General features: G+C 43.1%; 24 protein-coding genes and 1 tRNA gene. 8 read left to right on the forward strand and 17 right to left on the reverse strand.

Features of this window, described 5'->3' with window-relative positions:
- Positions 1 to 164 precede the first annotated feature (164 nt).
- From mltB to FTV08_RS00255, 3 genes are all read left to right on the forward strand, one after another.
- A complete protein-coding gene (mltB, locus tag FTV08_RS00245; RefSeq protein ID WP_180039131.1) occupies positions 165 to 1,166 on the forward strand; it encodes a lytic murein transglycosylase B in 1,002 nt (333 codons plus the stop codon).
- A gap of 288 nt (positions 1,167 to 1,454) precedes the next feature.
- Entirely contained in the window at positions 1,455 to 2,069 is a 615-nt protein-coding gene (locus tag FTV08_RS00250) for a septal ring lytic transglycosylase RlpA family protein (protein ID WP_004279046.1), read from the forward strand.
- Between the two features lie 241 nt (positions 2,070 to 2,310).
- Complete coding sequence (locus FTV08_RS00255) at positions 2,311 to 2,766, forward strand: DUF962 domain-containing protein (protein ID WP_005106461.1); 456 nt, start codon at positions 2,311 to 2,313, stop codon at positions 2,764 to 2,766.
- Between the two features lie 33 nt (positions 2,767 to 2,799).
- Here the strand turns inward: FTV08_RS00255 and FTV08_RS00260 are convergent, their stop codons facing one another.
- The 3 genes from FTV08_RS00260 to rpsB all read right to left on the reverse strand — a co-directional run bounded on the left by FTV08_RS00260 (position 2,800) and on the right by rpsB (position 5,210).
- Entirely contained in the window at positions 2,800 to 3,300 is a 501-nt protein-coding gene (locus tag FTV08_RS00260) for a DUF3465 domain-containing protein (protein ID WP_026055722.1), read from the reverse strand.
- A 145-nt stretch (positions 3,301 to 3,445) separates the two neighbouring features.
- Positions 3,446 to 4,321: a translation elongation factor Ts gene (gene tsf, locus FTV08_RS00265; protein WP_004279049.1), complete on the reverse strand. Its 876-nt coding sequence runs from the start codon at positions 4,319 to 4,321 to the stop codon at positions 3,446 to 3,448.
- Positions 4,322 to 4,463: 142 nt separating this feature from the next.
- Positions 4,464 to 5,210: a 30S ribosomal protein S2 gene (gene rpsB, locus FTV08_RS00270; RefSeq protein WP_004279050.1), complete on the reverse strand. Its 747-nt coding sequence runs from the start codon at positions 5,208 to 5,210 to the stop codon at positions 4,464 to 4,466.
- A 206-nt stretch (positions 5,211 to 5,416) separates the two neighbouring features.
- On the opposite strand from rpsB, the gene map reads away from it, so the two are divergent.
- Positions 5,417 to 6,244, forward strand: coding sequence for a type I methionyl aminopeptidase (map, locus tag FTV08_RS00275; protein WP_180086181.1), 828 nt, complete (start codon positions 5,417 to 5,419; stop codon positions 6,242 to 6,244).
- A gap of 254 nt (positions 6,245 to 6,498) precedes the next feature.
- Entirely contained in the window at positions 6,499 to 7,734 is a 1,236-nt protein-coding gene (locus FTV08_RS00280; protein ID WP_180086183.1) for a pyridoxal phosphate-dependent aminotransferase, read from the forward strand.
- Between the two features lie 91 nt (positions 7,735 to 7,825).
- On the opposite strand, the gene FTV08_RS16135 is transcribed toward FTV08_RS00280, so the two are convergent.
- Both FTV08_RS16135 and FTV08_RS16140 read right to left on the reverse strand, forming a co-directional pair.
- Positions 7,826 to 8,344 carry an MATE family efflux transporter gene (locus FTV08_RS16135; protein ID WP_257221122.1) on the reverse strand — a complete coding sequence of 173 codons (519 nt, stop codon included), beginning with the start codon at positions 8,342 to 8,344 and terminating at the stop codon, positions 7,826 to 7,828.
- Positions 8,345 to 8,347: 3 nt separating this feature from the next.
- Positions 8,348 to 9,139, reverse strand: a complete 792-nt coding sequence (locus FTV08_RS16140) for an MATE family efflux transporter (RefSeq protein ID WP_257221123.1) — start codon at positions 9,137 to 9,139, stop codon at positions 8,348 to 8,350.
- 267 nt (positions 9,140 to 9,406) lie between these two features.
- On the opposite strand from FTV08_RS16140, the gene FTV08_RS00290 reads away from it, so the two are divergent.
- Positions 9,407 to 9,844: a PaaI family thioesterase gene (locus FTV08_RS00290; RefSeq protein ID WP_004279054.1), complete on the forward strand. Its 438-nt coding sequence runs from the start codon at positions 9,407 to 9,409 to the stop codon at positions 9,842 to 9,844.
- A gap of 35 nt (positions 9,845 to 9,879) precedes the next feature.
- On the opposite strand, the gene FTV08_RS00295 is transcribed toward FTV08_RS00290, so the two are convergent.
- Entirely contained in the window at positions 9,880 to 10,335 is a 456-nt protein-coding gene (locus FTV08_RS00295; RefSeq protein ID WP_180086185.1) for a hypothetical protein, read from the reverse strand.
- 236 nt (positions 10,336 to 10,571) lie between these two features.
- Between FTV08_RS00295 and FTV08_RS00300 the strand changes: the two genes are divergently transcribed.
- Positions 10,572 to 10,647 (forward strand) — tRNA-Asn (locus FTV08_RS00300).
- Between the two features lie 195 nt (positions 10,648 to 10,842).
- On the opposite strand, the gene FTV08_RS00305 is transcribed toward FTV08_RS00300, so the two are convergent.
- From FTV08_RS00305 to FTV08_RS00355, 11 genes are all read right to left on the reverse strand, one after another.
- On the reverse strand, positions 10,843 to 11,496 hold the full coding sequence (locus FTV08_RS00305; protein ID WP_005103794.1) for a tRNA-(ms[2]io[6]A)-hydroxylase: 654 nt from the start codon (positions 11,494 to 11,496) through the stop codon (positions 10,843 to 10,845).
- A gap of 13 nt (positions 11,497 to 11,509) precedes the next feature.
- Positions 11,510 to 12,235, reverse strand: a complete 726-nt coding sequence (gene pdxJ, locus FTV08_RS00310) for a pyridoxine 5'-phosphate synthase (RefSeq protein ID WP_004645617.1) — start codon at positions 12,233 to 12,235, stop codon at positions 11,510 to 11,512.
- Positions 12,236 to 12,248: 13 nt separating this feature from the next.
- A complete protein-coding gene (locus FTV08_RS00315) occupies positions 12,249 to 12,959 on the reverse strand; it encodes a DNA repair protein RecO (protein WP_004731661.1) in 711 nt (236 codons plus the stop codon).
- Positions 12,960 to 12,970: 11 nt separating this feature from the next.
- Positions 12,971 to 13,168: an NF038104 family lipoprotein gene (locus FTV08_RS00320; protein ID WP_004645619.1), complete on the reverse strand. Its 198-nt coding sequence runs from the start codon at positions 13,166 to 13,168 to the stop codon at positions 12,971 to 12,973.
- Positions 13,169 to 13,204: 36 nt separating this feature from the next.
- Complete coding sequence (gene era / locus FTV08_RS00325; RefSeq protein ID WP_004279061.1) at positions 13,205 to 14,233, reverse strand: GTPase Era; 1,029 nt, start codon at positions 14,231 to 14,233, stop codon at positions 13,205 to 13,207.
- Positions 14,233 to 14,931, reverse strand: coding sequence for a ribonuclease III (gene rnc, locus FTV08_RS00330; RefSeq protein ID WP_004279062.1), 699 nt, complete (start codon positions 14,929 to 14,931; stop codon positions 14,233 to 14,235). Before rnc ends, era begins: the two co-directional genes overlap by 1 nt.
- Positions 14,903 to 15,274, reverse strand: coding sequence for a DUF4845 domain-containing protein (locus FTV08_RS00335; RefSeq protein ID WP_114540891.1), 372 nt, complete (start codon positions 15,272 to 15,274; stop codon positions 14,903 to 14,905). Before FTV08_RS00335 ends, rnc begins: the two co-directional genes overlap by 29 nt.
- Before the next feature lie 23 nt (positions 15,275 to 15,297).
- Positions 15,298 to 16,125, reverse strand: a complete 828-nt coding sequence (gene lepB, locus FTV08_RS00340) for a signal peptidase I (protein ID WP_180086187.1) — start codon at positions 16,123 to 16,125, stop codon at positions 15,298 to 15,300.
- A gap of 20 nt (positions 16,126 to 16,145) precedes the next feature.
- Positions 16,146 to 17,963: a translation elongation factor 4 gene (gene lepA / locus FTV08_RS00345; RefSeq protein ID WP_004731667.1), complete on the reverse strand. Its 1,818-nt coding sequence runs from the start codon at positions 17,961 to 17,963 to the stop codon at positions 16,146 to 16,148.
- Between the two features lie 251 nt (positions 17,964 to 18,214).
- Positions 18,215 to 18,667: a thioesterase family protein gene (locus tag FTV08_RS00350; protein ID WP_114540890.1), complete on the reverse strand. Its 453-nt coding sequence runs from the start codon at positions 18,665 to 18,667 to the stop codon at positions 18,215 to 18,217.
- A gap of 120 nt (positions 18,668 to 18,787) precedes the next feature.
- Entirely contained in the window at positions 18,788 to 20,173 is a 1,386-nt protein-coding gene (locus FTV08_RS00355; RefSeq protein WP_064096210.1) for a Do family serine endopeptidase, read from the reverse strand.
- A gap of 230 nt (positions 20,174 to 20,403) precedes the next feature.
- On the opposite strand from FTV08_RS00355, the gene nadB reads away from it, so the two are divergent.
- Positions 20,404 to 22,038: an L-aspartate oxidase gene (gene nadB / locus FTV08_RS00360; RefSeq protein WP_180086189.1), complete on the forward strand. Its 1,635-nt coding sequence runs from the start codon at positions 20,404 to 20,406 to the stop codon at positions 22,036 to 22,038.
- Positions 22,039 to 22,109 lie beyond the last annotated feature (71 nt).

Consider the following 22,109-nt stretch of genomic DNA (forward strand, 5'->3'; position numbering starts at 1 on the left):
CATCGCTATTTTTGTATAAGCGGCTAGGTCTCTTATTCATCCGAATGTTATCTTTAATCTGGCACTTTAAGCCCCACGATTGAAAAAATTTATCAATCTTTTTCATGGCATGATTCAAATGACATCGCCAGCAACTCATCAAAAAAACTGGAAATCGTAGCAAGATGTTGAAATCGGATTTTTATAAAAAGTTTAAGCAGCTTTCAATCGCACTTACCGCATTTGGTCTCAGCAGTTTGAGTCTGGCCAACGATTTCCAATATCACCCTTCTTATGCCGCTTTTAAGCAGAACGCCATGCAGAGCTATGGGCTGAGTGCCCAGCAAGTAGATTCCGCCATGAGCGGGACGCGTAATTTGCCTAATATTATCAATATCATGAATCGCCCAGGTGAAAGTAAGCCTTGGTATTCGTATAAAACTAACTTCTTAGCTGAATCTACCATTCAGCGCGGCGTACGTTTTAAACAGCAATATGCAGAAACGCTTAACCGTGCTGAACAGCAGTTTGGTGTACCACAGGCGATCATTCTGGGCATTTTAGGTGTAGAAACCGGTTTTGGTAGCAACAAGGGCTCTTTTGTCACTCGTGATGCCCTAGCAACCTTAGGGTTTGGCTATGAACGTCGTGCCCAGTATTTTCAGGATGAACTGGCTGCTTTAATTGCCTGGTCGTATAGAGATGGTGTTGCCACCTCTTCTGTGGTGGGTTCGTATGCCGGCGCTGTTGGCTATCCGCAGTTTATGCCGAGCAACATTCCAAAATTCGGCGTGGACTACGATGGCAATGGTCATATTGACCTGCGTAACTCAGCGGTAGATGCGATTGGTTCGATTGCCAACTATCTGGCACAGCACGGCTGGCAGCGTAATCAGCCCATTGCCTTTCCGGCACGTTATACCGGTTCAAATCCCGATGCCGTGATTGCCAAGGATCTGACTCAACCTATGCCTTATGGTGTGTTAAAAACGCAAGGCATCAGCCCAATGAATCCAATCGTAAAAATTGACGATCTGGATCTGGTCAATGTAATTCAATTACAAGAGAATTATGGCTCGATTTACTACATCACTTATCCAAATTTTCAAGTGATTACCACTTATAATCGTAGCCGTATGTATGCTACTGCTTTGTGGCTATTAGGTACCGAAATTACCAGCCGTTAACACTGAAAATTAATATAAATTATGAAAGTCAACATTTTTATAGGTTAATTTGTACGTATTTTAAGCAATTTTAATATCATGTTACAATATTGATTATTTTTTAATCAATCATTGTTTATTTTGCGTTCTTTTTTTAACTATTTTAATTAAACACTAGACAGGGTATTGCTGGCATGAATATTATCCATTTCGTTAAATGTAGTTGCATAAGTTAAATATCAGGCATGTTTATATGGTTTTTCAGCCATTTATGAACAACCAATAGATATGCTGTTAGGAGTTGATTCGATGCATTCTTCAATTTTGAAGTCTTTTATGGCCATTGCCACGATCGTCACGCTGACGCAATCACAGGCAGATATGGTTCCGTCATCTTCATTCACCAATGAAAATGACAATTCGCGTCTTGCAACGCGAGTACTCAATAAAGAAGCTCAAAGCTTCAATTCAAATTTCACAAATTTGAACAGCCTTTCAATCACTGAGCGTTCTGGCGATAAAGTTCGCCGTGAAACCATTGCAGCGAAAATTGAACTTCCTGCAGAAGAGCCTTCAGTGATTGAAAAACTGAATACAGTGGCTTCTAATACTGTACGTAAATTCAGTCAGACAGGTACAGCGTCTTGGTATGGTCGTCAATTCCACGGCCGTAAAACTGCAAGCGGTGAAACCTTTGATATGAACGCAATGACTGCTGCTCATCGTAGCCTGCCATTGAACTGCTATATTCGTGTAACTAACCGCAATAACGGCAAGAGCGTCGTGGTTAAAGTAAATGACCGCGGTCCTTTCCATGGTAACCGTGTTGTTGATTTATCTTACGGTGCTGCGAAACAGTTAGGTATTACCAGTGCCGGTACTGCAAAAGTCAGTATTGAACGTGTCGCTGGCCCAAATTCTTAAGATTTGACCTGCAACACATTTAACAAAAGCCACAGCAATGTGGCTTTTTTTATTGTGCTCATTTTCTAGAAGAATATAAACGCTCCTGCTCAGCCCTATCTTAAAGTTCTTTCAAGAAAATTTTGGCATGTTCATCCTGCCTGATAAAATTCGCTCGCTTGCATGATTAACTTTTGACCACACCCAGATTCTGCTTTATATTTCCAGATAAGCAAAACATGTTCATGGAATGGAGCGAAGAATGAAAACAATATCTGAATGGTTTGATGAATATAGTGACAGCCATCAAAATAAAACCAATAAGCTGATTCACTGGGTTTGCGTACCGACCATCTATTTTTCGATTATTGGCATTCTAGCGCATTTCAGCGCTTTGCTGACTACCCTGCTACTGGTTTTGGCTTTTATCTTCTATGCACGCCTAGATCTTGTTTTGGCAGTAGCGATGGCTGTATTAACGTTGGTAATGGCTTGGCTCATCTGGATTCTGCCAGTCGGTACCGGTTTCTTTATTGCCCTGTTTGTCTTGGCCTGGATTGGCCAATTTTATGGACACAAAGTGGAAGGTAAAAAGCCTTCGTTCTTCAAAGACCTCCAATTCCTCCTCATTGGCCCAATTTGGTGCATGGATGCCTATTTAGGTAAAATCCTACCGAACTGGAAATCGCGCCATAACAGCGCAATTATGAGCGTTTAAACGCCATATTCGATTTATCCAATTGGAAGAACCTCATTGATAGGTTCTTCCTTGATGTTTTAACCAGCCATCGACATGTTTTCGCGCAGGGTCATGATGCGTCCAGTGAATCACCCCGCCCTTGTCACTGTATTCATATTCTCCATAAAACTCGACCTGATCCTGTTTTTGAATACTCTGAATACGCGGTGCCAGATCGATATTATGTGCAACCAGTACAGTTTGGCCATTTGGTAATTCGAGGATAAACTTTTGATGGCGCGATCCTTCATGATCATCTGGCAAAACGGCAATCACCTGCCCGCTTGAACGCACTTGTAGATCACTCTGGCGCTGTTGAAACGCCCGTGCAATTCGGTCCAGATCATCAGTCGTTTGAGAGGGTACTAAATTAGGCTCTGAATCAAGCGTTTCAGTTGTAGTATCAGATGCGGATGGAATAAGTGGTTGGGATTGTTGTAGATCCAGGCCCAGATAAGCAGCAATCAACAGTGCAATGACTGCACCGATGCTCAGATTGGTTTTATTTGGCATTTTTATAACTTTTTTATTAAATGATGAATACATGATCTGAGCTCTATCACCAAACCCAAATCCTATTCTTGAATTGCTGATGAAGAATAAATCAACATAAAAAAGCCCCATCAATCAGATAGGGCTTTTTCTAATTCCTCAGGAATTATTTTGCAGCAGCTTGAGCAGCAGCAACTTCTTCAGCGAAGCTCATTTCTGCTTTTTTCTCAATGCCTTCACCAACTTCGAAACGAACGAAGTTTGCAACTGTAGTACCAGTTGCTTTAAGAACGTCTGCAACTTTCTTATCGTTGTCGATTACGTACATTTGACGCTCAAGCACAACTTCATTCAAGTATTTCTCAACAGAACCTACAACCATCTTCTCAACGATATTTGCTGGCTTGCCAGATTCAAGTGCTTTCGCTTCAGCAATTTCTTTCTCTTTCGCGATAAGCTCAGCAGAAACGCCTTCAGCATTTACAGCAACTGGGTTGAACGCAGCAACGTGCATTGCCAAGCCTTTACCTGTAGCTTCATCACCAGTGTAAGAAACAACAACACCGATTTTAAGACCGTGTTTGTAAACTGCAAGGTTTTCGCCTTCAACAATTTTCGCACGACGTACTTGGATGTTTTCACCGATCTTTTGAACAAGAGCGATACGCGCTTCTTCAACAGTTGCACCATCTTCTAGTTTCAATTCAGCGATTTGAGCAGGATCAGTTACGTTTGCAGCAAGTGCAGCAGCAGCAACTTTCGCAGAGAAACCAGCAAAGTTTTCGTCTTTTGCAACGAAGTCAGTTTGACAGTTAACTTCTAGAAGAAGTGCTTTGTTGCCGTCTTGAGCAATCGTGATTGCGCCGTCAGCAGCAATGTTACCTGCTTTTTTAGCAGCTTTAGCTTGACCAGATTTACGTAGGTTGTCGATCGCCAGTTCAACGTCGCCGCCCGCTTCTGTCAAAGCTTTTTTACATTCCATCATTGCAAGACCAGTACGATCGCGCAATTCTTTAACCATGCTTGCTGTAACTGCAGTCATGTTTATCTCCTAAATTCGGTAGAAAATGAATTCTTTTTAGAACAGAAACGGCCCAGAGGAGTTCTCATGGGCCGCCTGCATACATAACGCTTACTTTGCCACCATCACATGTCGCAAAAATGATAAGCTAGCGTCAAACGCATTAAGCCTCAGAAGCTGGAGCTTCTTCTGCTTTAGCTTGTGCATTTGCTTGTGATTGAGCATATTCTTTACCAGCAAGAATCGCATCAGCCATAGCAGAAGCATAAAGTGTTACTGCACGGATCGCATCATCGTTACCCGGGATAACGTAGTCTACGTTGTCTGGGTTAGAGTTTGTATCAACGATACCGATTACAGGAATACCAAGGTTCTTAGCTTCTTTGATTGCAATCGCTTCGTGATCAACATCGATTACGAATAATGCGTCAGGTAAACCACCCATGTTTTTAACGCCGCCTAAGCCACGCTCAAGTTTTTCCATCTCACGAGTACGCTCTAGAGCTTCACGTTTAGTCAGCTTAGCGAAAGTACCGTCTTGAGATTGAGTTTGAAGGTCTTTTAAACGGTTGATAGATTGGCGAAGTGTTTTCCAGTTCGTCAACATACCACCTAACCAGCGGTGATCTACATATGGTTGACCAGCGCGTTGAGCTTGTTCACGGATGATCGCAGAAGCTGCACGTTTAGTACCAACGAACAAAACTTTGTTCTTTTTGCTAGCCAAGTTGTTAGCAAAGTTCAAAGCATCATTTAACGCAGGAACAGTGTGCTCAAGGTTGATGATGTGAATTTTGTTACGCGCACCAAAGATGTAATCACGCATCTTTGGATTCCAGAAACGAGTTTGGTGACCAAAGTGCGCGCCAGCTTGAAGAAGGTCGCGCATGCTTACGTTGTAATCTGCCATTTTCTTTACCTTAAAGTTTGGGTTAGGCCTCCATATACCCGCATTCTCCACCCTAAAGGGCACCCAGAGTAATGTGTCGATATATGTGCGGATTTTTTGCCTCATCGCACAAAGCCCGTGAAATTTATTCACGAAAAAGCATTTGATAAAATGGGCGGCTATTTATACCATAGTCACACACAAATTTCCAAAAGTTTTTAGAGATCATGAACAACACTTACCAAGCTCCACGTCGACTCATCAAAACCTCTGACGAAATTGAAAAAATGCGTGTGGCAGGGCGACTGGCGGCAGAAGTTTTGGATATGATCAAACCGCATATTGTTCCGGGTGTCACCACTCTGGAACTTGATACGATTTGTCATGACTATATTGTCAATCAACAACAGGCGATTCCTGCATGCTTAGGCTATGGCGCTGCACCGGGTCGACCTGCCTTCCAACATACCATTTGTACTTCTGTGAACCATGTGGTGTGTCACGGCATTCCATCAGACAGTAAAAAATTGAAAAAAGGCGACATCCTGAACATTGATGTGACCGTGATTAAAGATGGCTATCATGGTGACACCAACATGATGTACATCGTGGGTGGTGAAACCACGATCCTTGCCAACCGTCTATGTAAGGTAGCGCAAGAAGCCATGTACCGGGGTATTGAAACTGTAAAACCAGGTTCAACCATTGGCGATATTGGTCATGCCATTCAGCAGTATGTTGAATCCGAGCGTTTTGGCGTGGTACGTGAATATTGTGGTCACGGTATTGGTACAACTTTCCATGACGAACCGCAAGTGCTGCATTATGGTCAACCAGATACTGGCATGGTGCTTGAAGAAGGTATGACCTTTACCATTGAACCAATGGTCAATGGCGGTGACTGGAAAACCAAATTACTCGGTGATAAATGGACAGTGGTCACCAAAGATCACTCATTGTCAGCACAATATGAACATACAATTCTAGTGACTAAAACCGGCGCGGAAATTTTAACCGCACGCCAGGACGAAGATTTGTCACGCTTTAGTGCGTAACCACAATATCAACAACACAAAATGGTCACTTTAAAGTGGCCATTTTTATTTTATATTTCATGCATTCATATGCATGACCGAGATGTAACAAGTCTCTTCTCTCCTGCTCCGAGCATATCGAAATTCAAGATAAAGTTCGGCCAATACACCATTTTTTCCTTAAAGTTTTCCAAATTCTTTTGCCCTATCTGCACCATTTTAGGCTAAGATAATGTGCTTTTTATTTTTTAATCCCTATAAGAAGGAATACTGCCGTGGACGTACGTCTCTCTGATCGTGTGAATGCCATCAAACCGTCCCCTACGCTTGCTGTGACCAACAAAGCTGCTGAATTAAAAGCTGCAGGTCATAACGTGATTGGTTTGGGCGCAGGTGAACCAGATTTTGATACCCCTCAACACATCAAAGATGCAGCAATTGCAGCGATTAACAACGGTTTCACCAAATACACCGCTGTTGACGGTACGCCAGGTCTTAAAAAAGCCATTATTGCTAAATTCAAACGCGACAATAACCTAGACTATGCAGCAAACCAGATTCTGGTTTCTTGTGGTGGTAAGCAATCATTCTTTAACTTAGCTTTAGCTTTGTTAAATAAAGGTGATGAAGTAATCATCCCAGCACCATTCTGGGTAAGCTACCCGGACATGGTGATCATCGCTGAAGGTGTTCCTGTTATTGTGAAATGTGATGAAGAACAACGTTTCAAAATCACCCCTGAACAATTAGAAGCTGCAATCACTGACAAAACTCGTCTAGTGGTATTAAACAGCCCGTCTAACCCAACAGGCATGATCTACACTAAAGCTGAGCTTGAAGCGCTCGCTGACGTACTGCGTAAATACCCAGAACTATTTATCGCATCTGATGACATGTACGAACCAATCCGTTGGGATGACGAGTTCTACAACATCGCAACAGTTGCACCAGACCTTTATGACCGTACGATTGTGTTAAACGGTGTGTCTAAAGCTTATGCAATGACTGGCTGGCGTATCGGCTACGCAGCGGGCCCTGCTAAACTGATTGGTGCAATGAAGAAGATCCAGTCTCAATCGACTTCAAACCCAACTTCTATTTCGCAAGTTGCTGCTGAAGCTGCATTGAATGGTCCTCAAGACGTTCTTGAGCCAATGATTGAAGCATTCAAACGTCGCCATGACTTGGTTGTGAAAGGCTTGAATGATATTCACGGTATTTCTTGCCTGCCTGCTGATGGTGCATTCTATGCATATGCCAACATCAAACCGTTGATTCGTGCCAAAGGTCTTAAGTCTTGCACAGAATTCTCTGCATGGTTACTGGAAGAAACTGGTGTTGCAGTGGTTCCTGGTGATGCATTCGGTCTTGGCGGTTTCATGCGTATCTCTTACGCAACGGCTGACGAAGTACTTGTTGATGCACTTGCACGTATCAAAAAAGCTGCTGATTCTATCGAAGGCGTTGATGCTGCGATTGCTTCAATCGAAGCTGAAAAAGCTGCAAAATAATCTAGCTTGCTAGATAAAAAAACCCGCGAATTTCGCGGGTTTTTTATGTTCTTCAACATGTATTAAACAGTGAGTCGTATTCGCTTATAGCTCAAGTATTTAATGAGCAAACAAAACATAGACTTGCTGCAATCGTGTACGCAATACTCAACACCCACCAAAAACCATGAATCCCCAATGCATTGCTTTGCCAATTAAACAGTGTCATTGGATGATACGCCACATACCAACCACCACCTAAGCCCACGACCAGCACCGTACTGATAAAAATAAACATTGGTCTGACAATTTCACGCCAGCAACGTAGCATTGCCAAACTAATCACCAGTAGCGCATCAAAGATATGCATCCAACACATTAACAAGATCAATGCCAAGGCTAATGCAATCACCTGCGCATCATTGCTAAATAACCCCACAATCCAACTATCTAAGCCCCAAATAGTCAACACGACAACGATAGCTATTAGCATCACAGCCATCAGTGCCCGCTTACTGAGTTGCCATGCAGCATCAATCTGCTCCGCACCGATTTTAGTCGACACCAAAATACCGAAGGCGGATGCCATCGACATCGGCAACATAAACATCAGCCCCAATAAACCAAGCATCACCTAATGTGCATTCACTACAATGTCACCCAAAGGCAAGATCAGCAAAGCAATCGCGCTGATGGCAAATACATCCGCAAAAGTCACCACCGCATTGGGCAATCCAATTTTTAAAATTTTCAACAAAGTCTGCCAGTGAAAGAAAACACCAGACCACTGGATCTTTAACTTCTGCTCAAGGAAGAAAAAATAGTAAACAAACAGCAGTACCCACTGCACAATTAAATGTGCCATGAATGCACCTTCAACCCCATAGCTTGTAACATAACCCTCAATGCCATAAATCAAGACATAAGCTAAAGCCACTTTGAGCAGTAAATAGATCATATTGGCGTAAAACACACGCTTAGCCTGCCCACAGGCTTGGGTGAAAATATATAAAATACGCAACAATAAATGCGCTGGAATCGTCCAAGCCAACAGCCACAGACATGGCACAATCAATGCCTGTAAGGCCGCATCTGCCTTTAAAAAATAAAGTAAAGGAGTCGCATGATTAAACAAGTACATCGCAACAGCAGAAATCACCAGTACAATCAAAATACTTTGCTTCAGGATACGTTGGATGTCCGCATAATCCTGACGTCCATTGGCTTCTGCCAGCTCTTGCATCATGCCCTGTAACACCCCAATACCCGTCACAAAGCACAAAGAATAAACAGACAAACAGACTGCCAATGCAGCCACATGCTGAGGTGAAAAATGTGATAGAAAAATCACGTCGAACAAACCACTTAGCATAATAATGGCATTACTGAGAAAAATAGGCACCCAAAGATGCAGAAACTGTTTCATCACCCTATCACTCGATTTTTTAATTCTTTTATAAGATTCGTTTTTTTTGGCAGATTATTTAGATCTGAGATATTTCATTAGAAATGTATACCAGTATCGTGCCATAAATTATTCTATTTCTTATTTTTTATAAAAATGATTTTACTCAGGTGCAGGCAATGCACTTCTGACAAAATAATCCGCCATTCCTATACCAGATTGCTATTATCGATGTCACAATTTTGAATTAAACCTCAATAACTCAAGAATAATGAAAGGAGAAGTAAAATGAACCCAAAAGAAATGAGCGGTTTAGCATTACTGGAAGCGATGCGTGATGAAAAAATCCCGGCCCCAAGTATTAGCGAAACCATGTCGATGCAACCAGCAGTGATTGAAAGCGGACATGTAGAATTTAAGGTCAAAGCTGATCATCGACATTTAAATCCGCTTGGCGGCGTCCATGGTGGTTTTGCTGCAACCGTTTTGGATACCGTGACAGGCTGCGCGATTCATACTTTACTTGAAGCAGGTGTCGGTTATGGCACCATTGATCTGAATGTAAAGATGTGCCGCCCTATACCTCAGAATCAGCCACTGAAAGCCGTAGGAAAATCAATTAATCTCAGTAAAAATTTAGGTATTTCTGAAGGTCAGATTCTGGATGAAGAAGGTCGCCTGTATGCTCATGCCACTGCGACCTGTATGATTATTCGGACTGAATGAAATTGCTAGCCTGCACAACTCATCAGGTAATTCATTTAAATAATACTGCTTTTCGCCTGCCCCGCTTCAACAAATGACAAGCGTGGTCGAGTTAAGCCTTGAAACTCAAAATAATGCTTGGAAACATTGGCTAATTCCACATCTTGTGTTTGTGTTATTGAGGCTTGCCACGCTTTAGACTGATTGGTTCCCGTCAAAAGATTCCCAGAAATGGCATAGATATAAAGATCTTTGTCTTGCTCTTTCAGATAGTCTGCATTCAGGAAAACTTCAAAGTTAAATTGACGTTCAGTTTCTACCAACCATTTTTCTGCAAACCATAATTGCAGCAAATCACCTAAATAAAGTGATTTTTGTGCCAAGGGCCATAGCGTGATATAAGCGTCTTTAACCGGGATATAATACTGTGCAGGATCGGCAATAATTTGCAGATAGTTTTCTTGATAATAAGCCAGTTGAGAGAAAATTTGAGGGATGCTGAGCGTATTCATTCGCTGTCTCCGGTTTAGCCATTTTTGTGCTGGCAAGTAGGTTTAAATCCACACTGTTTGACCATTTGGTCAAACGACTTTATGGTTTTAATCTAGCAAGTGAAATTTATTCTGACAAGTATTTTTCGTGAAATTTATGCAATTGCCTAAATTAAAAACAGACAGGCTGTATTTATAATAAATATGATAATTTTTGCTTGACCCCTGTCAAAATCTCTCTATAATCGCTTTCAGATTCTCCAATAGCTCAGTCGGTAGAGCGACGGACTGTTAATCCGCAGGTCCCTGGTTCGAGCCCAGGTTGGAGAGCCAAATTCAAGAAAGCCCACTCATAATGAAGTGGGCTTTTTTATTACTTAAAATTTGACGGCTTGTTATTTTCAAATATTTAAAATAAATAATTATTTTCAATCCCTCATAAAACTCGATATATAAATACCCCTCTTTTAAAATTTCGAGATATAAAAAATCCCCCATAGATGGAGGATTTTTAAGCTGTCACCGAGATTAAGCCGCTTGAGCCGGAACACCGCTATGAAAACGGAAAGTTTCATCAGGCGTGAGAATTAGCTGTTTTTCAACTTCACGAATATGCAGGATTCGCTCCTGAATATCCTCTTTCGGATTTTTCAGTTTCGCTGTGGTAGCCACATCCATCGCCAAAGCCAGATAGTCTTCAAAATGGCGAGATTCGGACTTGAGCAGGTAGCGGTAGTAACGTGCTAACTCATCATCAACACGCGAAGCAAGTGCGTAGAAACGCTCACAGGAACGTGCTTCCACAAAGGCACCAATCACCAAGACATCAATCAAGGCTTCAGGCTCAAAAGTGCGGATTTCCTTACGCAAACCACCAGCATAACGCCCTGCACTCAAGTTCTGCCAAGCCTGACCGCGCTTGTTCATCAATTCAAGTACTTGCTCATAATGCAGCATTTCTTCACGCACCAGCTGTGCAAGCTTTACCTGTAGATCAACAAAATAGCTATAGCGGAACATCAGGTTCATGGCCGTGCTGGCTGCTTTTTTTTCACAGTTGGCATGATCCTGCATCAAGATTTCAAGATTTTCGACTGCCATATCCAGCCATGCTTGCGGTGTTTCACAACCGAGGAACGCAATCACCGGCAGCATCAGTTCATCATAATTAATATTCGACATAACGACTCTGATCTTAACGCGCTGACTTAATCACGGCTTTCATTTGCTGAACGGCTTGTGCTAGGCCAACAAATACTGCATCTGCAATTAAAGAATGGCCAATATTCAGCTCATGAATCTGTGGAATCGCAGCAATTGGCGTTACGTTATCCAGATTTAAGCCATGACCTGCATTCACCACCAAACCTTTAGATGCAGCATATTCAGCACCTTTCACAATGCGTTCCAGTTCCGCTTGTTGCGCTTCTGGAGTTTCTGCATCGGCATAGGCGCCTGTGTGAATCTCAATCGTCGGTGCACCACAAGCAACTGCTGCATCAATTTGTGCAAAATCGGCATCAATAAATAAAGATACATCACAACCAATGGCTTCCAGCTCTTGAGTCGCGGCTTTTACAGCATCAAAATTACCCACGACATCCAGACCACCTTCAGTGGTCACTTCCTGACGTTTTTCAGGAACAAAGCAAACATGCTGAGGCTTGATTTCCTTGGCAAAGGCGATCATTTCATCTGTTACCGCCAACTCAAGGTTCATACGGGTTTTTAACGCAGGACGCATACGACGCACATCGTCATCCTGAATGTGGCGACGGTCTTCACGCAAGTGCAAGGTAATGCCTTCTGCCCCTGCCTGTTCGCAGATCAATGCAGCATTGACTGGGTCTGGGTACGTCGTACCACGTGCTTGTCTTAATGTTGCGACATGGTCAATATTGACACCAAGTAATGCAGCCATAATCTTTTCCTAACTACGATTGAGATTGAGAGTTTTGAATCCAGAGTTGTCGACTTTTTAATGGTCGATCACCAAGCAAGGCCGTGATCACCTGTCGATACAGTTTCGTCAGTAATTGTAACTGTTCCGGATTAAAATCCCCACCATTTTCATGCGTCAACATGCTTAAAATCTGTTGACCGGATAGGGTGGAGCGTAAGGCTTTGGCCGATGGCATAAAGCCAGCATTGAGCTGAAAATAATAGTGCTGTTGTGGATCAATCTGCGCCTGATTGGCATCTACCGAAAAATCCAGACCATAACCGAGTTCTTCCAGCAAAACATGCTCAAACTGGCGCAAGATCTGTTTTAAATATAAATTTGGATTAGATTGTACGGATAATTGCTGTAATGCAGTTAAGGTCTCAGCATATTTGGCAAAAGTTTGCGGCATTTCGACTTCTAAAGGACATAACCGCAACAGGATTTCATTCAGATAAAAACCCGAAAAAAAGGCATCGCCAAAAAAGAAAATCGGCTGATTGACAATTTCCAGTTTAGTAAAATTTTTGAGTTCGGATTTACCTGAAGCTTGCAAACGAATGGGCTGATATTGCGGTGGTGGCATTTGCCTGAGAATGCCGTCTACCCTGCCATATTCTTGGGTAAATAAATGCACAATATGACTGCGTTCACGGTACTTACGATGATGAATCAGATAGCCATGCAGTACTTCGTTACGCATAAGCGGGTACTTTAATCCTTATCTTTTTTTGATTTTTTATCATCTTCTTCGTCATCCCCATCCGGGATCACTGCGCCCACAACAGCCGCTGTACCTTTCACTGCGACTTTTGTGGTTTTATAAGCCACCTTGACAGGAACCGTGACCACTTTATGAATACAGCCTTGCAGAAATAAAACACATGCAACCACTGCCAACACTTTCATCATCACAGATTCCTCGAAGGGTCTTATCAAGCTTATCGCTTAGATATCACTATAACCTAAGCTTTTTAATGCACGTTCATCATCAGACCAGCCACCTTTGACTTTCACCCAAAGGGTTAACATGATTTTCTGTTCGAACATTTTTTCCATGTCGAGACGCGCATCCATACCGATTTTCTTCAGTTTGACACCTTTCTCGCCAATCACAATGGCTTTTTGGCTCGGACGATCGACAAAAATCGTGGCATCAATATAGGTACAGGCAGCTTTCATACGACCCGTTTTTTCATTCAAGACCGGCTCTTCAGTTTTGAATGATTCGATCTGAACGGTCAAATCGTATGGAAGCTCTTCACCCAGCTGACGCATGATCTTTTCACGGATAATTTCAGACGCCAGGAAACGCTCTGAACGATCGGTCAGTTGATCCAGTGAGTATAGTGGTGGCTGGAACGGAAGATACTTGGCAATCGTGTCACGTAAATGTTCAAGATTGGCACCACGAAGTGCAGATACCGGTACAATTTCTGCAAAGTTCATCAGCTTTTCGCGTTCACGAATCAGCGGCAGAGCTTCGTTCTTGTTTTCAAAAGTATCCAGCTTGTTGATCACCAGAATCACTGGCATTTCAGCATTTTTCAGCTTTTCCAGAACCAGGTCATCGTTTGGCGTCCACTTTTGTGCATCCACTACGAATAAAACCAGGTTTACATCACGCAAAGCCGAATGTGCCGCACGGTTCATCATTTTATTGATGGCACGGACTTCTTTTTTATGCATCCCCGGTGTATCAACAAATACCGCCTGAGATTTTTCACGTGAATCAATCCCCACGATTTTATGACGTGTGGTTTGCGGTTTACGTGAGGTAATCGAAAGCTTCTGACCCAGAATATGGTTCATTAAGGTAGATTTACCCACATTCGGGCGACCTACAATGGCAACAAAACCACTGCGATAATCCGATGGGATTTCGGTGCCTTGTGCACTAAAAAATTGACTAATAAGGTCGTGACTGTCGCTTTGCGACTCGTGATCAGCATCAATGTGATCGGAATGAGTAGTCATTAAGACTTATGCTCCAAAAGTTTCAAAATATCCGCCGCAACGGCTTGTTCAGCAAAACGCCGGCTCGCGCCTTCGCCTTGCATAGTCGGTAATCCCGCAATCTGGCATTCCACTTTAAAATGCTGATTGGGTGCATCACCTTGAATATCTACAACCTCGTAAACTGGGAGAGGTTTCTTACGTGCTTGTAAATACTCTTGTAAGCGAGATTTAGGATCTTTAAGCTGATCTGTCGGCTCAATATGATCTAAATAGGGCTCGTACCATTTTAACACAATCGGTTCTAGCACAGTGAGATCACCGCAGTCGACATAGATTGCGCCAATAATGGCTTCTACTGTATCTGCCAGTATAGACTCACGATGATGACCACCAGATTTCAATTCACCGGTACTGAGAATTAAATTCTGGCTCAGTTTTAAATCATTGGCGATTTTTCCTAATGCTTCCTGACGAACCAGGGTTGCACGCATACGCGTCAACCGGCCTTCATTTTCGCTTGGATAGGCATTAAAAAGATAATTCGCAATGATCATCCCTAAAAGAGAATCGCCCAGAAATTCCAGGCGCTCGTAGTTGTGTTTATGACTGACTGAACGATGAGTCAATGCCAGTTTCAGCAAATCAGCCTGTTTAAACTGATAGCCGATCCGTTTGGCAAGACGTTCATCATTTAGCTTTGACTGTGCTTTGATCAAACTCTTTCTCAAACTTCATCACTAAATCGATATTCATTATGAAATTTTTACGAATTTCATAATTCTTGTGCACCTGTAAACCATCGGTATTGGTAACTTTGGCAATTTCGTCAAACTTTAGATCACGAATATTATTCATGTCTAAACGCTGACTCATCTGTTGACGGAATTTTTCTGGCGTTATATTGGCTGGAGCACTTTTTAACAGCGCCTCAATCTCACCATCTACCATACGATCATCGAAGTATGGTCCCCACACCGCAATCGCCACTTTTGCAAGAAATGCAAAGCCCACGATTGCAATTAAAACCCCAATATAAGAAGCACCTTGTTGATGTCTCATTTTTATTTTCCTGATTGAAACAATTAATCGATTGTTCCGTTTCGACCAAACGATGGCAATTTAAAGCCAGGTTCTTTATGCATCCAGATATAGAAGGCACGACCTGTTAAGTTTTCTTCCGGAACAAGCCCCCAGAAACGACTGTCAGCACTCTGATCGCGATTATCCCCCATCGCAAAGTAATGACCTTCTGGCACTTTCACTTCCCAATATAAACCATTTTCACCTGAATATTTACCATTTTCCAAATAGTTAATAAAAGGTGCCTGACGAGCGACATTCACGCCTTCCAGCTCACGCATGGTAAAGGTATGCTCACCCAGGATTTCTTTATGATAAATAGCATTCGGGGTATCTAAGCGGTCTTTTTCGCGGCTAAATTCTACTGGAACTTTCGCTACTTTTTCACCATTAATGCTCAACTGGCCATGATCATAAACAATATGATCGCCTGGCAAGCCGACAATACGCTTGATATAACTGATGGTCGGTTGCGGTGGATAACGGAACACTGCGACATCACCACGTTTCGGACTACCGGTATCAATAATTTTGGTATTGACCATAGGCAGTTTAATGCCATAGTCAAATTTATTCACCAGAATAAAGTCGCCAGTTTCCAGGGTCGGCACCATCGAATCGGATGGAATATTAAATGGTTCAAATAAAAACGAACGCAGAACCAGTACAATCGTCAGTACTGGCCAAAAATCATAAGCCCAAGTGATAATAAAATTTTCATTGCCCTTGCCCCGGGTCTGTCTCTGTTTCAGGACAAACTTGTCGAGTAACCACAGTGCGATAAAAAACAGGGTCGCAGGAACAAGAATCAAATTAAAATCAAAATCCATGGGCTTATATCCTTCTTACTTTAGCGTTCGACTTTTAATACAGCTAAGAATGCTTCTTGCGGGATTTCGACACTGCCCACCTGTTTCATGCGTTTCTTACCTTCTTTCTGTTTAGACAGAAGTTTTTTCTTACGTGAAACGTCACCACCATAACATTTCGCCAATACGTTTTTACGCATCGCTTTTACAGTCGAACGTGCAATGATTTGCGCACCAATTGCTGCCTGAATCGCGACATCAAACATTTGACGTGGAATCAGGTCTTTCATTTTTTCAACCAGTGCAATACCACGATGACGTGCATCATTACGGTGGCAGATCATCGCCAAGGCATCGACTTTTTCACCATTAATCAGCACATCTACTTTTACCAAAGATGAGCTTTCAAAACGGACAAAATTATAGTCGAGTGATGCAAAACCACGTGAACAAGACTTCAATTTATCAAAGAAGTCCATGACCACTTCGGCCATTGGAATTTCGAAAGTAATAGAAACCTGATTCGCCATAAACTTCATGTCTTTTTGCACACCACGGCGCTCAACACACAATGTCATGACATTACCCAAGTACTCTTGCGGCACAAGGATATGACATTCAGCAATCGGTTCACGCAGATCTTCAACCGTTGAACCATCAGGCATTTTGGATGGACTGTCGATATAAATCGTCTGTCCATTCTTCATCACCGCTTCATAAATTACAGTTGGCGCAGAAGAAATCAGGTCAAGATCGTACTCGCGTTCCAGACGTTCCTGTACGATCTCCATGTGCAGCATGCCCAAGAAGCCACAGCGGAAACCAAACCCGAGTGCATCTGAACTTTCAGGTTCAAAGAACAAGGCCGAGTCATTGATTTGCAGCTTGTGCAATGCTTCACGGAAAGGTTCAAAATCGCTGGCATCAATCGGGAATAGACCAGCATAAACCTGTGGTTTCACCTTTTTAAAACCCGGTAATGTTGCCACTTCAGGCGTTGCTGCCAGAGTAATCGTATCACCGACTGGTGCGCCGAAAATATCTTTAATACCAGCAATCACAAAGCCAACTTCACCCGCTTCCAGCATACCGGTTTCAGTATGTTTCGGGTTAAAGATACCTACAGAAGTAATAATATGCGTTTGACCAGTTGATTTGATCAACATCTTGTCGCCTTTACGCACTCGACCCTGCTTGACCCGAACCAGAGAAACCACACCCAGGTAGTTATCAAACCAAGAATCCACAATCAGCGCTTGTAACGGCGCTTCGCGATCCCCCTCAGGTGCAGGAATTACATTGACCAGTGTTTCAAGCACACCTTCAATACCTAAACCTGTTTTTGCAGAACAGGTCGGCGCTTCTGTGGCTTCAATCCCGATAATATCTTCAATTTCCTGAATCACACGTTCAGGTTCAGCTTGCGGCAAGTCGATCTTGTTCAGTACCGGAAGTACTTCCAGACCTTGTTCAATTGCGGTATAGCAGTTGGCAACAGACTGTGCTTCTACGCCCTGCGCAGCATCTACAACAAGCAAGGCACCTTCACAGGCAGCAAGCGAACGTGATACTTCATACGAGAAATCGACGTGCCCCGGCGTATCAATAAAGTTCAACTGATACTCTTGACCGTTGGGATGAGTATAGTACAAGGTTACCGAAGTGGCTTTAATGGTAATCCCACGTTCGCGCTCAAGCTCCATTGAGTCAAGGACTTGAGCCTGCATTTCACGATCTTGCAAACCGCCACAAGTTTGAATAAAGCGATCCGCTAGGGTCGATTTACCGTGGTCAATGTGCGCAATAATCGAGAAGTTACGAATGTTTTTAATATCAACAGATTTTTTAGCTTGCGCCATGGGTTACCTTGAGAAAAAAACGCGCTATGTAATTTAAAAATATTACATAACAAAAGCCGAATAGAAATTGCGAAGGATTATAGCAGAATGGTGATCTAGAAAAAGAATTATATTTTTTCCTTTATTCCCTATGTCGTGTACACATCGGTCAGATGATGTCTGGATCACCATGATTAGAAAATAGCTCCCCAACTCCACTTCTTCATCAATATTATCAAAGTGTACTGATCAAACTGGAAAATGTTGCCTCATTAATCCAGATGTAAAGTTGAAAAATCAAAAGGATTTACATGTTCTGAAAGTGGCTGATAAGCCTGGGTAAAAGTTGGTGACATGCGTTTTGGGCGCCCTGTGGCCATTTCAATACAGGCCCATTGCGTACTTCCGGTAAATAACAGGGTTTGATCCTGTGGCCGATAGAATGCATATTGTCGAAATGAATACAAGGCATTGATATCATTCAGCCAGGTGCGCAAAATAATCTCGTCCCCCTCAAAAGCCGCCTTACGGTATTGCACCTGATGCTCAACCGCGACCATGGCATGTTTCAGTTCCACATATTGCTTGAGCCCCAAGCCCAGTTTTTCAATATGAGCTGATGCGACATCCTGCATCCATTGCACATAGATCACATTGTTCACATGACCCAAACCATCAATATGTTTGGCTTGAACCCTTAATGCAAGATCAAAAATACCGCTCACTGTGCTGTTATCCTTTCCATGATTTTAAGGCTATAAAGTCTACCGAATTTATCGCTCGGGTAAATTGCAAAAAATAAAAAACCGCTTATACAAGCGGTCTTTCAAGAAAATCTAGCAATCTTATGAGATCCGCATCCCGACTACCGCAAGCTGCCCCTGACGAATCAAGGTGACACGCGCGATGCTACCCTTTTTCAGCTCAGACACCTCTTGCACAAACTGATTGGAATTCAGTACTTTCTGGTTATTAATTTGCGTGATCACATCATTCGGCATAATTCGTGCCTGTGCTGCAATACCACCCGGTCGTACATCCTGAATCACCACCCCGCCTTTGATTTCTAACTGCGCCAGCTCTGCCGGACTAAGATCACGAATTGAAACCCCAATCACTGGCCCTTTGTTCGGCTGAGCCTGCGTGCCTGCTTTTGCTGGCGTATCATCTGGTGCCGCACTTAAAGTCGCTGAAAGACTACGGCGTTTATCATCACGCAAGATTTCAAGCTGTACCTGCTGCTGAGGCGCAGTACGGTTCAAATAGTTCAACAACTCGCTGGTACGTGAAATTGGGGTACCGTTGTATTTTAAGATGACGTCACTCGCACGCAGACCTGCACGTGCAGCCGGTGAGTTCGGTGCAACCTGAGTCACCAAGGAACCTTCAGGCTTAGGCAGATTATAAGATTCAGCAAGGTTACGGTCGATATCCTGCAAACTTACACCCAGATAAGAACGCGTCACTTTACCATTTTTCTTCAGCTGATCTGCAACTTCCATCGCGACATCAATCGGAATGGAAAAAGACAAGCCCATATACCCACCGGTTCCACTAAAGATCCGTGAGTTAACACCGACTACTTCACCACGCTGGTTAAATAGAGGACCACCTGAGTTACCCGGGTTCAATGCTACATCTGTCTGGATGAAAGGTACTGCAGTTTCGCCCATCATATTACGCATTTTGGCACTAACAATTCCGGCAGAAGCGGAATAATCAAAACCAAATGGTGAACCAATGGCGAGTACAGGCTCACCAACACGTAAGCGTCCGACATCTCCAGTCCGTAATTCTGGAAAATTCGAGCCATTTACCTTCAGCAAAGCTACGTCGGTACGCGCATCACTGCCGACAACAGTTGCATCAATTTCCCGGCGATCATTCAAGGTAATGGTGACTTTGGAAGCATCTTCAACCACATGGTGATTGGTCAGCAGATAGCCATCCTTGCTGATAAAAAATGCACTGCCATAACCGGTTTTTTCCTGCGGCATACGCTGCTGCGGAATAATTACCTGATTGCCAAAAAAGCGGCGCAGAATTTCCGGAACTTGTTGTTGTAAGAGCTCTTCTTCGCTCATTTTTTTAACGACATTGACACTGACCACTGCAGGACTGACCTGCTCGACCAGATTTGAAAAATCAACCGGCGTGACCGCCTGCAACTGTGCAGCACTCATGGTGAGGGTCGCTGCAAATAATCCTTTTTTTAAGTCTAGAATTTTCATATAAATTATTCACTCAAATTGTTGATAAATTTATGTAAATAGGTTTTATCACAAACACTGTAAAGTTTAAGTAATAATATGTTTCAATACTTTATTCTGGGCAATATCTCACTATTAAAGCATTAAGTTAAGGCTTTGATTAATTTTTTTCATCAATAAATGAGCACTTCAACGCTTGCCTTTTGTACAAAAAAGCGCTGTTATTACCAAACTTTTTTTAAAATTAGCTGATGGACATGTCTAATTTATCCCTTACCCATCAATTTGACGTCATTATTGTGGGCAGTGGCGGTGCCGGTTTAAGTTTAGCCTTATCGCTCCCAGATCATTTTAATATTGCAGTCTTGGCGAAATCTACCCTGACAGATGCCAGCACTTTTTATGCTCAAGGTGGCGTGGCCGCAGTACTGGATGAAATGGATTCGATTGAACAACATATTGATGACACTATGATTGCAGGTGCGCAACTGTGTGAAATGGATGCGGTTAAACAGACGGTAGAAGGTGGCAAACCCTCGGTTGATTTCCTGCTGAAACATGGCGTTCAATTTACCCTCGATGAACAGGAACAATTACATCTCACCCGTGAAGGTGGTCATTCACAGCGCCGAATTATTCATGCGGCCGATGCGACTGGTCGTGCCATTTCCACTACTCTGGTACAACGTGCTCAAGAAAAACAGAATATTAAAATTTTTGAAAATTATATTGCGATTGACCTGATCTGTTCACAAAAGCTCGGTTTAGACGGCGATAATCGTGCGCTGGGTTTATATGCCCTGGATGAAACAACTGAAAAAGTGCATACCTTCTTGGCTCCATTTACCGCCCTTGCCTGTGGCGGTGCTATGAAAGCTTATCTTTACACCTCAAATCCCGACATTGCCACGGGTGATGGTATTGCCATGGCTTATCGTGCCGGCTGCCGGGTCGCCAACATGGAATTTAACCAGTTTCACCCGACCTGCCTTTATCATCCACAAGCACGTTCTTTCCTAATTACTGAAGCAATGCGTGGCGAAGGCGCTTATCTGCGCCTGCCTGATGGTGAACGCTTTATGCTGCGTTTTGACGAACGCGCCGAACTCGCACCGCGTGATATTGTGGCACGTGCCATCGACTATGAAATCAAGCGTCTCGGTATTCGTCATGTCTGGCTGGACATTACCCATAAAGATGAAAGCTTTGTCAAAGAGCATTTCCCGACTCTGTATGCCCGTTTGCTTGAACTAGGGATCGATATTACCAAAGACATGATTCCAGTCGTTCCGGCAGCCCATTACACTTGCGGTGGCGTCGTGGTCGATGAAAACAGTCAGACTGATATTGCTGGACTCTATGCAATTGGGGAAACCTCTTATACTGGCCTGCATGGTGCTAACCGTATGGCCAGTAACTCACTTTTAGAATGTTTTGTCTATGGAATGAGTGCAGCCAAGCACATTCAGGAAAATTTCAAGGCCGATCAGCCAGCTCCTGCAGTCCCATCTTGGGATGATTCTCAGGTGACCAACCCGGATGAAGATGTGGTGATTCTGCAAAACTGGGATGAGCTACGTCAGACCATGTGGAACTATGTGGGCATTGTCCGCACCACCAAACGCTTGGAACGTGCACTACATCGCATTGAAATGCTTAAAAAAGAAATTACCGAGTATTATCAGGATTACCAGGTCAGCAAAAATCTGATCGAGCTGCGTAATCTGGTGCTGGTGTCCGAGATGATCGTGCGCTGTGCCATGCACCGTAAAGAATCTCGCGGTCTGCATTTCACCTTGGATTATCCCGAGCTGCTACCAGAACTACGCAAAACAGTCCTCGTGCCACCAAATTTTGAAGTAGAAACACCTTTGGTGAATTGTTAAAAATGGATGGAGATAACATCCTTGGGTGATATCTCCTTTTCTTTTTAGATTTTTATCTGCTCAAAGGTATC

The organism is Acinetobacter sp. YH12226, from assembly GCF_013417805.1.
GTDB lineage: Bacteria > Pseudomonadota > Gammaproteobacteria > Pseudomonadales > Moraxellaceae > Acinetobacter.

What these genes read in the sequence shown, in the direction of transcription:
- FTV08_RS00320 (WP_004645619.1), bottom strand. Translation starts at nt 13,168, where the DNA reads ATGATGAAAGTGTTGGCAGTGGTTGCATGTGTTTTATTTCTGCAAGGC.
- FTV08_RS00255 (WP_005106461.1), top strand. Translation starts at nt 2,311, where the DNA reads ATGAAAACAATATCTGAATGGTTTGATGAATATAGTGACAGCCATCAA.
- FTV08_RS00290 (WP_004279054.1), top strand. Translation starts at nt 9,407, where the DNA reads ATGAACCCAAAAGAAATGAGCGGTTTAGCATTACTGGAAGCGATGCGT.
- FTV08_RS00260 (WP_026055722.1), bottom strand. Translation starts at nt 3,300, where the DNA reads ATGCCAAATAAAACCAATCTGAGCATCGGTGCAGTCATTGCACTGTTG.
- lepA (WP_004731667.1), bottom strand. Translation starts at nt 17,963, where the DNA reads ATGGCGCAAGCTAAAAAATCTGTTGATATTAAAAACATTCGTAACTTC.
- FTV08_RS16135 (WP_257221122.1), bottom strand. Translation starts at nt 8,344, where the DNA reads ATGCTTGGTTTATTGGGGCTGATGTTTATGTTGCCGATGTCGATGGCA.
- FTV08_RS00315 (WP_004731661.1), bottom strand. Translation starts at nt 12,959, where the DNA reads ATGCGTAACGAAGTACTGCATGGCTATCTGATTCATCATCGTAAGTAC.
- FTV08_RS16140 (WP_257221123.1), bottom strand. Translation starts at nt 9,139, where the DNA reads ATGAAACAGTTTCTGCATCTTTGGGTGCCTATTTTTCTCAGTAATGCC.
- FTV08_RS00305 (WP_005103794.1), bottom strand. Translation starts at nt 11,496, where the DNA reads ATGTCGAATATTAATTATGATGAACTGATGCTGCCGGTGATTGCGTTC.
- FTV08_RS00250 (WP_004279046.1), top strand. Translation starts at nt 1,455, where the DNA reads ATGCATTCTTCAATTTTGAAGTCTTTTATGGCCATTGCCACGATCGTC.
- FTV08_RS00295 (WP_180086185.1), bottom strand. Translation starts at nt 10,335, where the DNA reads ATGAATACGCTCAGCATCCCTCAAATTTTCTCTCAACTGGCTTATTAT.
- lepB (WP_180086187.1), bottom strand. Translation starts at nt 16,125, where the DNA reads ATGGATTTTGATTTTAATTTGATTCTTGTTCCTGCGACCCTGTTTTTT.
- pdxJ (WP_004645617.1), bottom strand. Translation starts at nt 12,235, where the DNA reads ATGGCTGCATTACTTGGTGTCAATATTGACCATGTCGCAACATTAAGA.
- rpsB (WP_004279050.1), bottom strand. Translation starts at nt 5,210, where the DNA reads ATGGCAGATTACAACGTAAGCATGCGCGACCTTCTTCAAGCTGGCGCG.
- FTV08_RS00355 (WP_064096210.1), bottom strand. Translation starts at nt 20,173, where the DNA reads ATGAAAATTCTAGACTTAAAAAAAGGATTATTTGCAGCGACCCTCACC.
- tsf (WP_004279049.1), bottom strand. Translation starts at nt 4,321, where the DNA reads ATGACTGCAGTTACAGCAAGCATGGTTAAAGAATTGCGCGATCGTACT.
- FTV08_RS00335 (WP_114540891.1), bottom strand. Translation starts at nt 15,274, where the DNA reads ATGAGACATCAACAAGGTGCTTCTTATATTGGGGTTTTAATTGCAATC.
- mltB (WP_180039131.1), top strand. Translation starts at nt 165, where the DNA reads ATGTTGAAATCGGATTTTTATAAAAAGTTTAAGCAGCTTTCAATCGCA.
- nadB (WP_180086189.1), top strand. Translation starts at nt 20,404, where the DNA reads ATGGACATGTCTAATTTATCCCTTACCCATCAATTTGACGTCATTATT.
- map (WP_180086181.1), top strand. Translation starts at nt 5,417, where the DNA reads ATGAACAACACTTACCAAGCTCCACGTCGACTCATCAAAACCTCTGAC.
- era (WP_004279061.1), bottom strand. Translation starts at nt 14,233, where the DNA reads ATGACTACTCATTCCGATCACATTGATGCTGATCACGAGTCGCAAAGC.